This window comes from Streptomyces sp. NPDC002619 (genome assembly GCF_042889305.1).
Taxonomy (GTDB): domain Bacteria; phylum Actinomycetota; class Actinomycetes; order Streptomycetales; family Streptomycetaceae; genus Streptomyces.
Genome location: NZ_JBIAQV010000004.1, coordinates 258,829 through 273,206 on the forward strand (window position 1 = coordinate 258,829; position 14,378 = coordinate 273,206).

Sequence of the window (14,378 nt, forward strand, 5' to 3'; positions counted from 1 at the left end):
CGGACACGAGGAGACGGTGATGACGCGGAAGGCGCTGATCGTGGGGATAGGCGGCAAGAAACCGCAGGTGGATGCGGAGGCGTTCGTGGCGCCCACGGCCTCTGTCATCGGGGATGTCACGCTGCGGGCCGGGGCCAGCGTCTGGTACGGGGCGGTGGTGCGGGGTGATGTCGAGACGATCACCGTGGGGGTTGACGCGAACGTGCAGGACAACGTCACGCTGCATGCGGACCCCGGGTTTCCGGTGACGGTCGGGGAGCGGGTGTCCATCGGGCACAACGCCGTGGTGCACGGGGCGACGGTGGAGGACGACTGCCTCATAGGCATGGGGGCGACCGTGCTGAACGGGGCCGTGATCGGGGCGGGGTCGTTGGTGGCCGCGCAGGCATTGGTGCCGCAGGGGATGGTGGTGCCGCCGGGGTCGCTGGTGGCCGGGGTGCCGGCGAAGGTTCGACGAGAGTTGAGTGCGGAGGAGAAGGAGGGGGTCACCCTCAACGGCACCTTGTATGCCGAGTTGGCGAAGGCGCATCGCGGGGTGCACGAGTAGGTTGTCGGGCGGGGATTTCAGTCCCCGGTGCCTACAGGTTCCGGTTCTCGCTGTTCCGTTTGCGCCTTCTTCGCCTTGCGCCTGATGATCAGCATCGACGTCAGGCCGACCAGGACCGCCGCCGCCAGGCCCAGGTAGGAGAACCTCTTCAGCCAGTCCTCGGCCACGATTCCCACGTAGTAGACGACCGCCGTCGTGCCGCCCGCCCAGCAGATGCCACCGAGCAGGTTGGCGGTCAGGAACTTCCAGTACGGCATGTGGAGCACGCCCGCGAGCGGGCCCGCGAAGATGCGGAGCAGGGCGATGAAGCGGCCGAAGAAGACCGCCCACATGCCCCACTTCTCGAAGGACCGCTCGGCGGTGGCGACATGGCCCTCGCTGAAATGTCTGGGGAACTTCTTGCCCAGCCAGGCCAGCATGGGGCGTCCGCCCTTGCGGCCGATGGCGTACCCGATGGAGTCGCCGATGACGGCGCCCGCGGTCGCGCACGCGCCCAGGACGACCGGGTTGATACCCGAGTGCTGGGAGGACAGCAGCGCCGCCGAGACCAGGACGATCTCACCCGGCAGCGGGATGCCCAGGCTCTCCAGGCCGATGACCAGAGCCACCAGAGCGTAGACGGCGACCGCGGGCACGGTGTCGAGCCATTCCTGGACGTGCAAGGCCGTTTCCTCCCCTGTCGCGTCGCTTTTCGTGCGTTTCGGTGCGGGACGCCGCATGAAGCGGGTGTTCCCATGGGAAGGCTACCTGGTCGACGTTGAGCACGGTGTCCCCCAGCCTGCCGCCCGGCACCGTTCCGCCGACGGCCGGTTCTCGGACATCCGCCGGTCACACGGAACGGGAAGGCTCCCCCCGGTTTCCCCCGCCTCGCTTCCCCAGGTCGTCCCTGCGCGGCCCGATGTGGAAGGACGACGTGCCCCGTGTCCTCACTGTCCTCGCTCCGCTCCGACGCACCAGTGGCCCCGGCTCCCCCCGTGCCCACCGTGCCCACCATGGCGGCCCGCCCCGTCCGCCTCGCCCTGTGTCTGGCCCCACTCCTGCTGGTCGTCGTCTGGGGCCTGACCAACCGGCCGCTCATGTACGAGGGTGCCGCCCGGCTGACCTCGGCCGACCCGGGGTGGCTGCTGGCCGCGCTCGGCTTCACCTGCCTGGGCTGGGTCGCGGCCTCCTGCGTACGGCAGGGCGCCCTCCCGGAACGGCTGCCTCCCGGGCTGCTGCTGGCGTCGCAGTTCGCCGCCGGTGCCGCCAACCATGCGCTGCCCGCGGGCATCGGCGCGCACGCCGTCACCCTGCGCTTCCTACGCGGACGCGGCATTCCGCTCGACCGGGCCACCGCCTCGCTGGCCCTGTACTCCCTGGTGAAGCCCGTCGCGAAGACCTTGGTCCTCGTGGTGTTCGTGGCCGCCTCCCCGGCCGGGCGCCAGCTCGGTGAACTCGTCCCCGGCCGGCGCACCCTCCTGACGGTGCTCGCGGCCGTGGTCACCGTTGCCGCCGTGGCGGCCGTCCTCCTGACCGTCGTACAGTCGCTGCGCCGCCCCGTGACCGCACTGCTGCGCACCGCCCTGGCCGACGCGCGGCAGCTTCACACGCGGCCCTGCCGGGTGCTCGCGCTGTGGGGCGGGGCGGCGGCGATGCCGTTGCTGCAGGCGTGCGTGGTCGCGTCGGTCGGGTCCGCCATGGGGCTGCCGGTGTCGTGGGCCGAGGTGGTCATCGCGTTTCTGGCCGCGGGTACCGCCGTGGGCGCCGTGCCCGCGCCGGGCGGCATCGCGGTGGACGCGGCACTGGTGTTCACGCTGGTGGCGTTCGGCTCCCCACTGGCCCTGGCCACGGCGACCGTCATCGGGTTCCGGGTGCTGACCGACTGGCTGCCACTGCTGCCGGGCGCGCTGGTGCTGTCGGCGCTCATCCGCAGCAAGGTGTTGTGAGAGCGGGTGATCTCAGTCCCGGCGGGCCACTATGCGGTAGGCGTTGGAGAGGCGCAACCGGTGTGACAGGGGCCGTACGGCGAAACGGTCGAGCAGGGGGGCCAGCGCCAGGGCGGGCACGCCCGCGAGGACGACGGTGGTGCGCAATGCGCGCAGAAGCGCGCCCGGCCGGCGGGGCTGCCACGGTGCGTCCTCGCGCGGGGCGGTGTGGTCCAGGGCCAGCCAGACGGCGGCGAGCAGGTCCACCGGGTCGTGCGGTTCGGCGTGCTGCTCGGCGAGCACGGTGAAGCCGAGGTCAGTGAGTCGGCGGCGCAGATTGGCGACCGGGACGAAGTGCAGGTGCTGCGGCTGGAGCCACGGCAGCCACCAGCGGCCCAGGAGGCGGGCGTAGCGGCTCTCGGGGTCCGGCACCTCGATGACCAGATGGCCGCCGGGGCGTACGGCCTCGTGCGCGGCGCGCAGTTCGTGGTCCGGGTCGGTGCTGTCCCTGGGGCCGCCATGGTGCCCCGGGCGGACTTGACCATGTTCGGGATGGTGAGCTGTTCAACCACCACGGTGCCGTACTGCTCAGCGATGCGGGTGGTGGTCTTGTGCTGCCAGTCAACGGCTCGGCGCGTGGCTGTTGCGCGGAGCTGCTTGATCTGGTCGTAGGTGTGCCGCAAACGGTTCGAGCTGCGCTCTTTGGGCTTGCGGAAACTCTTGCGGTGCGCGGCGCGCTGCTCCAGACGCAAGAGCTTGGCCTTCTCCTCGGGGGTCAGCCACTTGTCGCGATCGGCGGTCTTGTCCGGAGGCGGGCGGCCCGACCGTGGTCGAAGTGGGCTCCGTCGGAGAGGGCCAGGGGCAGGTGTCCGCGCACCGGTCGACGTCGGAGAGGGCCAGCTCGCGCTGGAGGAGGCCGGTTGTACGCAGGCGAGTCGTCGGCGCGTCCGAGCCGCACCAGGGGCAGGTACTGCGGGCGGGGGTCGAAGAAGCGGTCCGTGCCCTCGGTCAGGTCGAGGTGTGCGGCGGCCACGGTCGCGCCTCCCGCCGCCTCGACGCGAGGGACCCGGCCGCGTCCGACGGCCGGGTCCCTCGCGTCGAGGCGTGCGTCAGTTGTTGGGGCGCAGGGTCCACACCACCGTCATCTCGCCCGTGACCGCGCCGTCCGCGCGCTGGATGGCGACGGCGACCGGGAACTCGGGGCGCTTGCCCTCGTCGAGTTCGGCGACGACGTCGGCGATGGGGCGGCCGAGCGTGGCGGTCGCCTTGACGGGGCCGAGCGCGATCTTCTTGAACGCGATCTCTGCGGTGACCGGAAGCGGCACGGCACGGGAGAGCTGGTCACCGAAAGCGGCCAGGACGATCGCGCCGCTCGCGGACTCGCCGAGGGTGAACATCGCCCCCGCGTGCGGCCCGCCTACGTGGTTGCGGTACTCGCTCTGGTCCGGCAGGGACAGCACGGCCCGCTCCGGAGTGGTCTCCAGATACTCCAGGTTCAGGGTTCGCACCATCGGCACCGTGGCGGCGAGCAACTCGCCGATCGACATCTGGTCTGCGCTCATGGCCGTCATGTTACTCATGGGTAGCCACGCCTGGCCAGAGCAGTGTCCGTGATCGCCTTTTCGGTACGTCCCTGACAAGGCGCGGTGACCAAATCGTGTCCGTGGCGCCACTAGGGTTATCGCTCATGTGGCCAGGACAGCAGCCGCCCGGGGGCGAGCAGAACCCGCACAACAACCCGTATCAGCAAGCGGGTTACCAGCAGCCGAATCCGTACCAGCAGCCCGGCTATCAGCAGCCGAACCCGTACGCGCAGCAGCCGCAGTGGGGCGCGCCCGGGCAGGCCGGCGGGCCGCAGCCGCCGCAGGGCGGTGGCGGCGGGAACCGCACGAAGCTGGTCGCGATCATCGCCGCCGCGGCGGTCCTCGTCGCGGCCGGTGTGACCGGATTCCTCGTTCTGGGGGGCGCCAAGGACGACACGGCGGACGGCGGCGGCAAGGAGAAGAAGGCGAGCCAGTCGCCCTCCGCCGACCCCACCGCGTCATCGTCGGGCTCGGACGACAACCCGCGCGGCAACGAGACCGAGAAGCCGCTCATCGCGGGCTGGAAGGTCGTGGTCAACCCGAAGCGGGGCACCGCCTTCGACGTGCCGGCGGACTGGGAGGTCGAGTCGCCCGGCCTCTCCATCGGCTTCGAGGATCGCAAGTCCCCGGACAGCAAACCGCTGATCATCATGTCGGCGCCGGCCGAGTACAAGTCGAAGTGGTGCACGACCGACGACAACAAGGACGGCAAGACCGAGGACACGGCGCTGGCCGCAGCCGGCACCAAGGGCGAGAGCGGCGCGAAGACTCCCGCCGACGCGGCGGCCCGGGAAGTGCCGTGGTGGGTCTACGGCGGCTACACCCAGCCGGACAAGAAGAGCCTCACCTACGACAAGAAGGCCACGGACTTCACGACCAAGTCGGGCGTCAAGGGCGCCTACGCCTGGGCGCGCTCGACGAACACGCCCCGCAAGGGCAAGTGCGCCAGCGACGGCAAGGCCATCACGTTCGCCTTCAAGAACTCCGCCGACGACATCGTGTCCTGGAACCTATACGCGGCCAAGGGCGTGGACGGAGAGGTCGACACGGCGACCATCATGAAGATCCTCAGCACGGTACGGCTGCACGGCGAGCCGACGGAGTGAGTGTTCCGGGCCGAGGGCGCCTCAGCCGATGCCGAACGCCCCGTCGGGGGGTTCGGGCGACGGTACGGCGTCCTCGTCCAGCACCGGCACGGCAGCGCCGGTGAAGTCCCGTAGCGCGGCGCCGTGTTCGACCCTGGCCGGGAAGGCGTCCGAGGCGGTGCGGCGGGCCAGGGCGGCGGCGTGGAGCGGATGGTGGGAGGCGACGAGCACCGCGTTGCCGAACCGACGCCCGCGCAGCACGCCCGGCTCGGCGATGAGCGCCAGCTCCGCGAACACGGCCGCGAACGTGGCGAGTTGGGAGCGCAGGAACGCGAACGGCGCGGCGTCCGCGAGGTTCGCCAGATAGACGCCGTCACCGCGCAGCACGCGCTCGGCCTCACGGGCGTAGGCGAGCGTGGTGAGGTGGGCCGGGACACGGGAGCCGCCGAAGACGTCGGCGATCAGCACGTCCGCGCTCGCGTCCGGGGCGGCCTGCAGCCATGCGCGGGCGTCGGCGGTGTGCAGCGCGATCCCGGCGCCGTCCGGCAGCGGCAGGTGCTCGGTGACCAGCGCCAGCAGCCCCCGGTCGGCCTCCACGACGTCCTGCCGCGACCCCGGCCGGGTCGCCGCCACATAGCGCGGCAGCGTGAGCGCGCCCCCGCCGAGGTGCAGCACGTCCAGCGGCCGCCCCGGCTCGCCCACGGTGTCCAGCACGTACCCGAGCCGTCGCGCGTACTCGAACTCCAGATGCGTGGGCGCGTCCAGATCGACGTACGACTGCGGCGCCCCATCGACGGTCAGCAGCCAGGCCCGCTCACGGTCGACGTCGGGCATCAGCTTGGCGGTCCCGTGATCGACGGTCCGGGTCACGGGTATGGGCTCGTTCACGGGTCCATTGTGCCGGGGTGAGCGGCGTGGGGGCTGCGAGGACGAGCGCTCATGTCGGCGAGGTGGGCGGCGCACGGCACCGACGACCGGCCGACGCCGGTGTCCGCCCCGCCGTGGGGCGGACACCGGTGTCGTTCAGTCGACCGAGGTCACCGTGCCCGCGCCGACCGTTCGCCCGCCCTCGCGGATCGCGAAGCCGAGGCCGGGCTCCAAGGGCACCTCGCGACCCAGCTCCACGGTCATGGCGACCGTGTCACCGGGGCGCGCAAGAGCCGTCTCGCCCAGGTCGACGTCCCCGACCACGTCCGCGGTGCGGATGTAGAACTGCGGCCGGTAGCCGGTGGAGACCGGGGTCGTCCGGCCGCCCTCCCGCGTCGACAGGACGTACACGCGCGCGGAGAAGCGACGGCTCGGCGCGACGCTGCCGGGCGCGGCCACGACGTGCCCGCGCCGGACGCCGTCCCGTGGCACCCCGCGCAGCAGCAGCGCCACGTTGTCCCCGGCCTGGGCCTCCGTCATGGGCTTGCCGAAGGTCTCCAGGCCGGTGACCACGGTCTCGAGGCCGGCCCCGAGCACCTCGACCCGGTCGCCGACCCGGATCGTGCCGCGCTCGACCGCACCGGTGACGACCGTGCCCCGGCCGGTGATGGTGAGCACGTTCTCGACGGGCAGCAGGAACGGCGCGTCCAGGTAGCGCTCGGGCATGGGCACGTACGTGTCCACCGCGTCGAGCAGCGCCTCGATGGACGCCGTCCAACGCGGGTCGCCCTCCAGGGCCTTGAGCCCGGAGACCCGTACGACGGGTACGGAGTCGCCGCCGTACCCCTGCGCGGTGAGCAGTTCGCGGACCTCCAGTTCGACGAGGTCGGTCAGCTCCTCGTCGCCTGCGTCGGCCTTGTTGAGCGCGACCACGATGTGGTCGACGCCCACCTGCCGGGCGAGCAGGACGTGCTCGGCCGTCTGGGGCATGATCCCGTCGAGCGCGGACACGACGAGGATCGCCCCGTCGAGCTGCGCGGCGCCGGTGACCATGTTCTTGACGTAGTCGGCATGACCCGGCATGTCCACGTGCGCGTAGTGCCGGGTGTCGGTCTCGTACTCGACGTGCGCGATGTTGATGGTGATGCCACGCGCCGCCTCCTCCGGGGCGCGGTCGATGCGGTCGAACGGCACGAACGTGCCGGTGCCGCGCTCGGCGAGCACCTTGGTGATGGCGGCGGTCAGGGTGGTCTTGCCGTGGTCGACGTGGCCCATGGTGCCGATGTTGAGATGCGGCTTGGTGCGCACGTACGCCGTCTTGGGCATGGCTGTTCCTCGAAGCGTCGTGGGTGGTGACGGGGACCCCGGGGACTCGCCGACCCTCCCCCTGCGGGGTCCGCCGGACGTTCCGGGAAGGGTCAGCTTCGGGCGCCGTCGACGGTGGCCACGATGATCAGGACGGCAGCCTTCGGTGCATCCGCGAGTGCGGATGCCGCGAGGAGGAAGGCGTGCCGGAACATGACGCCGATCATCGCCGACGCGTTGTCCCACGTCGAATGGTTTTCGGTGGCCCGCGCGGGACTTGTGCCGGACTCCCGGCTGTGACGGGCGTGAGACGCTCCATACGGCGTTCGGTCATGTTTGTCAGTTAGGGTCGCCGAATGCTCGATGCCAACCGCTCTGGCACCGCCACGGCCTCTTCTCCGGCCGCCGCCACGGAGCTCGCCGCCGTGCCCACGGCGGCACCGGTCCCGCCCCCCGCGCGCGCGGGCTTCGCGGCGCGCTGCACGCGCGTGTTGCTGTCGCCCTGGTCGCGTCTTTCGCTGCTGGTGGTCCTGCTCGCGGGGGCCGCCTCGGCCATGCTGCTCTTCGAACCGCAACGGCTGCTCACCCACGGCTGGCCACCGCAGCTCGGCGGAGCCGCGGCGGCGCTGGTGTTCACGGTGGCGTACGCGCTGTGCACGGTGGCGTTCGTGCCCCGGCCGCTGCTGAGCCTGGCCGCCGGCGCCCTCTTCGGTTCCGCGCTGGGGCTCGGTACGTCACTGGCCGGCACCGTGCTCGGCGGCGCCCTCGCCTTCGGCCTGGGCCGGTTCCTCGGCCAGGACGCGCTGCGCCCGCTGCTGCGCGGCCGCTGGCTGAAGGCGGCCGACGGACTGCTCAGCCGGCACGGCTTCCGCTCGATGATGGCGGCACGTCTGTTCCCCGGCATGCCGTTCTGGGTGGCGAACTACTGCGCCGCAGTCTCCCGCATGCGCTGGCTGCCGTTCCTGCTGGCGACGGCGCTCGGCTCGGTACCGAACACCGCCGCGTACGTCGTCGCGGGCGCCCGTGCCTCGGCGCCGACGTCGCCCGCCTTCCTGATCGCGATGGCCTTCATCGCCGTACCGGCCGTGGCGGGCGCGGTGGTCGCGTGGCGCAAGCGCCACCATCTGCGGGCGCGCTGAGGCCGAAGCGTCAGAGGGCTTCGAGCACCATCGCGTTGGCCAGGCCGCCCGCCTCGCACATCGTCTGCAGGGCGTAGCGGGCGCCGCGCTCGCGCATCGCGTGCACGAGGGTGGTGGTCAGGCGGGTGCCGCTGGCACCGAGCGGGTGGCCGATCGCGATCGCTCCGCCATGCACGTTGACCCTGGCGAGGTCGGCGCCGGTCTCCTGCTGCCAGGCCAGGACGACGCTGGAGAAGGCCTCGTTGACCTCGAACAGGTCGATGTCGTCGAGGCGCAGGTCCGCCCTGCGCAGCACCTTCTCCGTCGCGGGGATGACGCCGGTGAGCATCAGCAGCGGGTCGGAGCCGGTGACGGCGAAGCTGTGGAGGCGGGCGAGCGGGCGCAGGCCGAGGCGGGCCGCGGTCTCGCTGGAGGTGATCAGGACGGCCGAGGCGCCGTCGTTGATCGGGCTGGCGTTGCCCGCGGTGACGTTCCACTCGATCTGCGGGAAGCGCTCGGCGAACCCGGGGTCGAAGTAGGCGGGCCTGAGGCCGCCGAGGATCTCCGGGGTGCTGCCGGGCCGTACGCACTCGTCGCGGGTGACGCCGTCCAGGGGCGCGACCTCGGCGTCGAACAGGCCCGCGTCCCAGGCGGCGGCCGCCTTCCGGTGCGAGGAGACGGCGAAGGCGTCCATCTGCTCGCGGGTGATGGACCACTTGGCGGCGATGAGTTCGGCGCTGATGCCCTGCGGGACGAGGCCCTCGGGGTAGCGGTCGGCGACGCCCGGACCGAAGGGGTCCTTGCCGGCGGGCACGTTCGACCCCATGGGCACGCGGCTCATCGACTCGACGCCACAGGCGACGACGAGGTCGTACGCGCCCGAGATGACGCCCTGGGCGGCGAAGTGCACGGCCTGCTGGGACGAGCCGCACTGGCGGTCCACCGTGGTCGCCGGGACCGACTCGGGGAAGCCTGCCGAGAGCACGGCGTACCGGGTGGTGTTCATGGCCTGCTCGCCGACCTGGTCGACGGTGCCGCCGATGACGTCGTCGATCAGGGCCGGGTCGACGCCGGAGCGCTCCACGAGGGTGCGCAGGGTGTGGGCGAGGAGCTCCACGGGGTGGATGTGCGCCAGGGAGCCGTTCGGCTTGCCCTTGCCCACGGGGGTGCGTACGGCTTCGACGATGACTGCGTCACGCATGATGCGGGCCTCCTTGGCCGCCGGGGCGATCACTGGCCGCCGACGCGATTACCGGTGAGTAGGAAATCCGAACTCACCATAACTCGCTCAGTTGGAAAATCAAACCCTCCACTAGACTGGCCGTCATGGCCGCCACGAAAGATCCGCGCCCCTGCTCCATCGCCGACGCCCTCGCGCTCGTCGGCGAGAAGTACTCCCTGCTGGTGCTGCGGGAGGTGTGCCTCGGCAACGGCCGCTTCGACCAACTGGTCCGCAACATCGGCGCCCCGCGCGACATCCTGGCCACCCGGCTGCGCCGCCTCGTCGACGCCGGGATCCTGACGAAGCGCGCCTACAGCGAGCGCCCGCAGCGCTTCGAGTACCGGCCCACACCGGCAGGTCTCGAGCTGGAGCCGGTCCTGATCACCCTGATGGCGTGGGGCGACCGCCATCTCCGCGGGGACGACGAGCGCCCCATGGTGATCGAGCACGCCTGCGGAAACGAACTGCTCCCGGTGCTCACCTGCGCGGCCTGCGGCGACCCCGTACGCCACGAGGACCTGACCTCCCACCCGCAGGCCCCCGGCTGGACGCTCCGGGGCCCGGCCGCGGCGTAGCCGGTCCCTACCGTCCCTGCCGGTACACGTCCAGCCGCCCGCACATCCCGAACCTGCCGTACGCCGAAGGCTGTTCGGCCTGTACGACGGCCTCGGCCAGGTGGGATACATCTCCCCGTTCGAGCCGGTCGAGCTGTTCCCCCGTCGCCTCGGCGGCCGCCCGGGCGCCGCGCCGCCAGCGTTCACGCCACTCGGCGAGCCGAGGCCGTACCAGCGCGGCGGCGGCCCGGTGGAAGGCGGCCAGCGCCTCGGGACCGGGGGCCTTGCGCAGCGCCCGGTAGCCCTCCAGCGCGAGGTCGCGCCGGGCACGGGCGAACCGCTGCCGCTCCTCCTCCGGCGCCGGTTCGGGAACGTTGGTCGCGGCTGCGTACGTCTGGGGATCGGTCAGGTACCGGGGCGGCAGTGTGAGCACCGCGTCCCCCGCCTCGGGCAGTCCGCTGTTCTGCATGAGGACGGTGATGCGCAGGTCGCCCTCGTTGACCAGCCGGTGGATGGTGCCCGGCGTGAACCAGGCCACCGTGCCGGGCGTGAGGGGCGTGACGGCGTAGCCGGACGTCGTGAGTGTCTGCACCGCGCCGCGCCCGCCGGTGACGACGTACGCCTCCGAACAGGCCAGGTGCAGATGGGGTGTTCCGCCGCTGCTGCCGTCGGCGGCGGGCCAGTCGTAGACGCACAGTCCGGAGACGGCGACCCCGCCCGGCAGGCCGCCGAACCCTGCGGCGCTCACCACGAGTGCGCCTCCAGGTATTTGCCGATCTCCTCCCGCTCCCAGGCCCCGTCGGCGACCACGACCCGGTAGCGACGGCGGAGCGTGTCGCCGGGGGCGAGTTCGAGCTCGTCGTAGAACGCCCAGGAAGGCGCGACGGCGGCGAAGGGGTCGTTGCGGACGAACCAGTGTGCGGGGTGCGTCCCTTGGGCGCCGGAGTGGTCGTTCTCGGGGGCGTGGGCGAAGACGAGGGTCGCGTGGCCGTCGGTGCCGTCGTGTTCGCCGCAGAGGGCGAGCCAGGGCGCCTGGGTGCCCATCAGCGCCGGCCCCTCGCCGTCGGGGCCGATGATCCGCCCGCCCCGGAAGGCGCGCGGGCCGCGCCAGAACAGGCCGGTGTAGCCGGCCAGTTCACGCCCGGAGGTGGTCGGGCTGCCGAACCTCAGCGGCCCGTCACGGCGGTTGGTCACGGCGGTGGTCCAGGTCAGTGCCCAGGAGCCGGACTCCGGGTCGACGTCGTGCACCTCGATCCGGCGCTGCTCCTCGGCCCACAGCTCGCCGCCGTACGGGTGCCAGGTCAGCCGCTCGGCAAGGACCGCACGGTCGCCGTCCACGGTCAGCTCGTCGAACGTGACATGCCTCATCGAGCCCACGCGCTCGGGGAGTTCGAGATACCCCTTGCCGTGAACGTAGGTGTTGCCGCCCCACAGGTTCGCTCCGGACAGATGCGAGGCCGTGAGCGACAGGCCCTTGTGCCAGCGGTGGTCGTTGGGCCGGTAGTCGGTGACGACGTCACCCGCCAGCGTTCGGACCGGATGGAGGTACGGCTTCGGCGCCTCCCAGGCCGCCTCCGGCCGGTGGACGTAGGCGAACAGCTCGACGCCGGTGGCCGGTGCGGTCACGGTGACCCGGTCGCCGTGGGCGTGGACGAGGCGCAGCCCGGTCATGCGGGCACCTCCGCGGTCTCGGCGACGGGCGCCCAGCCCGGCACTCCTCCGTGCAGGGCGGTGTGGAAGGGGTCGCCGGGGCCGATCTCGCCCCGTCTCACCGTGGTGTCCGTGAACGCGGACTTGTAGAGCGCGGTGACCAGTTCCAGGCTCGTCCGCCCGTCCGCGCCGCTGCTGCGCGGCCGCCGCCCGGCCCGCATGCCGGCCACCAGCTCCCTGAGCTGGGCCTGATGCGAACTGGGCACGTCCGGTCCGAAGTCCTGCCAGGCCGCCGCTAGGTCTCCGGGCACGCCCGGGGCCGGTGTGATGCGCCAGTCGGCGTTGCTGTGGCCGTAGAGGTGGGTCAGTTCGACGGTGGCACGCTCGCAGTCGACGCGGATGCGGCTGACCTCGTCCGGGCTGAGGACGCTGTTGACGACGGTCGCCAGGGCGCCGTTCTCGAAGCGGACCAGGGCGGTCGAGACATCCTCGGTCTCCACGTCGTGCACCAGCCGTCCGGCCATGGCGCGCACCTCGCTCCACGGCCCGAGCAGGTCGAGGAGGAGGTCCATCTGGTGAATCCCGTGGCCCATCGCCGGGCCCCCTCCCTCGGTGTGCCAACGCCCTCGCCAGGGCACGGCGTAATAGGCGGTGTCCCGGTACCAGGTGGTCTGGCAGTGCGCCACCAGCGGGCGGCCCAGGGCGCGTTCGGCGATCAGCCGGCGTACATGCCGGGCGCCGGAGCCGAAGCGGTGCTGGAAGACGATCGCGGCGTACGGCCCGCCGTCGGTGCTTTCCTCGGCCTCGACGGCGTCGAAGTCGGCGAGCGTCGGCACGGGCGGCTTCTCGCACCACACCCAGGCCCCGGCGCGCAGCGCGGCCACGGTCTGCGCGAGGTGCAGCGTCGGCGGCGTGCAGACAGAGACGAGGTCGGGCCGCTGCTCCGCCAGCATCCGGTCCAGATCGGTGTAGGCGTACGGGATCCCGGCCTCCGTACAGAAGGACTCGACCGCGGCGGCATCGATGTCGACGGCGGCCACGACCTCCGTCTCGCCCTCCTCGGCGAGCCGGGCGAACGCCGGCAGATGGGAGCCACGCGCGATGGCACCGGTGCCGATGACGGCGGCCCGGATGCGCCGGCCGGTGAGCGGGGGGCTGGTGCGGGGCATGGGCTTGATCAGCACTCCTCGCGGTCGGTGGGCGCGCGCGGGCGGGTCCGGTGAACCGGAGATCCATCGACGCGGCAAGCGCTTTCCCCTCTGCAGCAACGTAAGCGGCGGCTCATGACCGGTCAACACCTCTGCCGCCCTCCGCCCGTCGAACCCCTGTGTCCGGCCCGTCACATCGGGACGCTAGGCTGCCCGTCGACACACATGATCAGCACATTTCCCGGTTCCCCCCATCAGCACTTGGACCTCTCACCTTCATGTCTTGGTTTGAATCCCTCGTCCTCGGACTCGTCCAGGGGCTGACCGAATTCCTCCCCGTCTCCTCCAGCGCCCATCTGCGGCTCACCGCGGCCTTCTCGGGCTGGAAGGATCCGGGAGCCGCGTTCACCGCGATCACGCAGATCGGCACCGAGACCGCGGTGCTGATCTACTTCCGCAAGGACATCGGGCGGATCGTCTCGGCCTGGTTCCGGTCGCTGTTCGACAAGGCGATGCGTCAGAACCACGACGCGCAGATGGGCTGGCTGGTGATCGTCGGCTCGATTCCGATCGGCGTGCTCGGCGTGACGCTGAAGGACCAGATCGAAGGGCCGTTCCGGGATCTGCGGATCACCGCGACGATGCTGATCGTCGTCGGCATCGTCATCGGCATCGCGGACCGGCTGGCGGCGCGCGACGAGACGGGCGGCCGGCACCGGGCGCCCAAGCAGCGCAAGGCCCTTGAGGATCTGGGCGTGAAGGACGGCCTGATCTTCGGCCTCTGCCAGGCCTGCGCCCTCATCCCGGGCGTCTCCCGTTCCGGAGCCACCATCAGCGGCGGGCTGTTCATGGGCTACCGGCGCGAGTCCGCCGCCCGCTACTCCTTCCTGCTCGCCATTCCGGCCGTACTCGCCTCCGGGGTCTTCGAGTTGAAGGATGCGATGGAGAGCGACCACGTCGCATGGGGACCGACGCTCTTCGCCACGGTGATCGCGTTCGTGTCCGGCTACGCGGTCATCGCCTGGTTCATGAAGTGGATCTCCAACAAGAGCTTCATGCCGTTCGTCTGGTACCGCATCGCCCTCGGCATCGTCATCATCGCGCTGGTCACGGCGGGGGGACTGAGTCCCCATGCGGCGGAGTCGGCGAACTGACGGTCCGGGCACCTGGAACACCGCCGTACGTCGGTGCGGTTTCGGACATCCAACCCGGAACTTCGTGGCCAGGCGTGCGTACCGCCACTCCGCAACTCGCCGGGGCATATGCGTCCTGGCCTGGGTCGACTGAGAGCGCCGTCCGTCGGGGGCCCGATACGACCGTGTCGGCGGCGGTGACCAACCCCATACGGTCCGCGTAGTGGTGCGGTAGCGGACTGTCAGTACTTGCCCCTAGGCT

14 protein-coding genes and 1 pseudogene are annotated in these 14,378 nt (G+C 71.6%); 6 read left to right on the plus strand and 9 right to left on the minus strand.

The window, feature by feature from the left end:
- Window positions 1-19: 19 nt before the first annotated feature.
- Complete coding sequence (locus ACFYXB_RS10535; protein WP_389580035.1) at window positions 20-547, plus strand: gamma carbonic anhydrase family protein; 528 nt, start codon at window positions 20-22, stop codon at window positions 545-547.
- A gap of 17 nt (window positions 548-564) precedes the next feature.
- On the opposite strand, the gene ACFYXB_RS10540 is transcribed toward ACFYXB_RS10535, so the two are convergent.
- Window positions 565-1,209, minus strand: a complete 645-nt coding sequence (locus tag ACFYXB_RS10540) for a DedA family protein (protein ID WP_389580037.1) — start codon at window positions 1,207-1,209, stop codon at window positions 565-567.
- Window positions 1,210-1,539: 330 nt separating this feature from the next.
- Between ACFYXB_RS10540 and ACFYXB_RS10545 the strand changes: the two genes are divergently transcribed.
- Entirely contained in the window at window positions 1,540-2,472 is a 933-nt protein-coding gene (locus ACFYXB_RS10545) for a YbhN family protein (RefSeq protein ID WP_389580041.1), read from the plus strand.
- Window positions 2,473-2,484: 12 nt separating this feature from the next.
- On the opposite strand, the pseudogene ACFYXB_RS10550 reads toward ACFYXB_RS10545, so the two are convergent.
- Window positions 2,485-2,937 (minus strand): annotated as a pseudogene (locus ACFYXB_RS10550) (methyltransferase domain-containing protein); the annotation flags it as partial.
- 623 nt (window positions 2,938-3,560) lie between these two features.
- Entirely contained in the window at window positions 3,561-3,998 is a 438-nt protein-coding gene (locus ACFYXB_RS10555) for a DUF4442 domain-containing protein (RefSeq protein ID WP_351347490.1), read from the minus strand.
- Between the two features lie 140 nt (window positions 3,999-4,138).
- On the opposite strand from ACFYXB_RS10555, the gene ACFYXB_RS10560 reads away from it, so the two are divergent.
- Entirely contained in the window at window positions 4,139-5,140 is a 1,002-nt protein-coding gene (locus ACFYXB_RS10560) for a hypothetical protein (RefSeq protein ID WP_389580044.1), read from the plus strand.
- Window positions 5,141-5,161: 21 nt separating this feature from the next.
- On the opposite strand, the gene ACFYXB_RS10565 is transcribed toward ACFYXB_RS10560, so the two are convergent.
- Both ACFYXB_RS10565 and tuf read right to left on the minus strand, forming a co-directional pair.
- A complete protein-coding gene (locus ACFYXB_RS10565; RefSeq protein WP_389580046.1) occupies window positions 5,162-6,007 on the minus strand; it encodes a spermidine synthase in 846 nt (281 codons plus the stop codon).
- Between the two features lie 135 nt (window positions 6,008-6,142).
- Entirely contained in the window at window positions 6,143-7,312 is a 1,170-nt protein-coding gene (gene tuf, locus ACFYXB_RS10570; protein ID WP_351347460.1) for an elongation factor Tu, read from the minus strand.
- 335 nt (window positions 7,313-7,647) lie between these two features.
- Between tuf and ACFYXB_RS10575 the strand changes: the two genes are divergently transcribed.
- A complete protein-coding gene (locus ACFYXB_RS10575; RefSeq protein WP_351347458.1) occupies window positions 7,648-8,430 on the plus strand; it encodes a TVP38/TMEM64 family protein in 783 nt (260 codons plus the stop codon).
- 10 nt (window positions 8,431-8,440) lie between these two features.
- Here ACFYXB_RS10575 and ACFYXB_RS10580 read toward each other — a convergent pair whose 3' ends face one another.
- The gene (locus ACFYXB_RS10580) at window positions 8,441-9,610 is read right to left on the minus strand and encodes a thiolase family protein (protein WP_388504351.1); all 1,170 of its coding nucleotides are present in this window, start codon (window positions 9,608-9,610) and stop codon (window positions 8,441-8,443) included.
- Between the two features lie 125 nt (window positions 9,611-9,735).
- Here ACFYXB_RS10580 and ACFYXB_RS10585 point away from each other — a divergent pair, with 125 nt between their 5' ends.
- A complete protein-coding gene (locus tag ACFYXB_RS10585; protein WP_351347454.1) occupies window positions 9,736-10,206 on the plus strand; it encodes a helix-turn-helix domain-containing protein in 471 nt (156 codons plus the stop codon).
- Window positions 10,207-10,213: 7 nt separating this feature from the next.
- Here the strand turns inward: ACFYXB_RS10585 and ACFYXB_RS10590 are convergent, their stop codons facing one another.
- From ACFYXB_RS10590 to ACFYXB_RS10600, 3 genes are read right to left on the minus strand one after another with little or no spacing between them, the layout of a single operon-like run.
- The gene (locus ACFYXB_RS10590) at window positions 10,214-10,936 is read right to left on the minus strand and encodes a cupin domain-containing protein (RefSeq protein WP_389580050.1); all 723 of its coding nucleotides are present in this window, start codon (window positions 10,934-10,936) and stop codon (window positions 10,214-10,216) included.
- Window positions 10,930-11,856, minus strand: a complete 927-nt coding sequence (locus ACFYXB_RS10595) for a PmoA family protein (RefSeq protein WP_389580053.1) — start codon at window positions 11,854-11,856, stop codon at window positions 10,930-10,932. Before ACFYXB_RS10595 ends, ACFYXB_RS10590 begins: the two co-directional genes overlap by 7 nt.
- On the minus strand, window positions 11,853-13,004 hold the full coding sequence (locus ACFYXB_RS10600; RefSeq protein ID WP_389580056.1) for a Gfo/Idh/MocA family protein: 1,152 nt from the start codon (window positions 13,002-13,004) through the stop codon (window positions 11,853-11,855). The genes ACFYXB_RS10595 and ACFYXB_RS10600 overlap by 4 nt, the downstream gene beginning before the upstream one ends.
- A 257-nt stretch (window positions 13,005-13,261) precedes the next feature.
- Between ACFYXB_RS10600 and ACFYXB_RS10605 the strand changes: the two genes are divergently transcribed.
- Window positions 13,262-14,137, plus strand: coding sequence for an undecaprenyl-diphosphate phosphatase (locus ACFYXB_RS10605; RefSeq protein WP_389580059.1), 876 nt, complete (start codon window positions 13,262-13,264; stop codon window positions 14,135-14,137).
- Window positions 14,138-14,378: the final 241 nt, after the last annotated feature.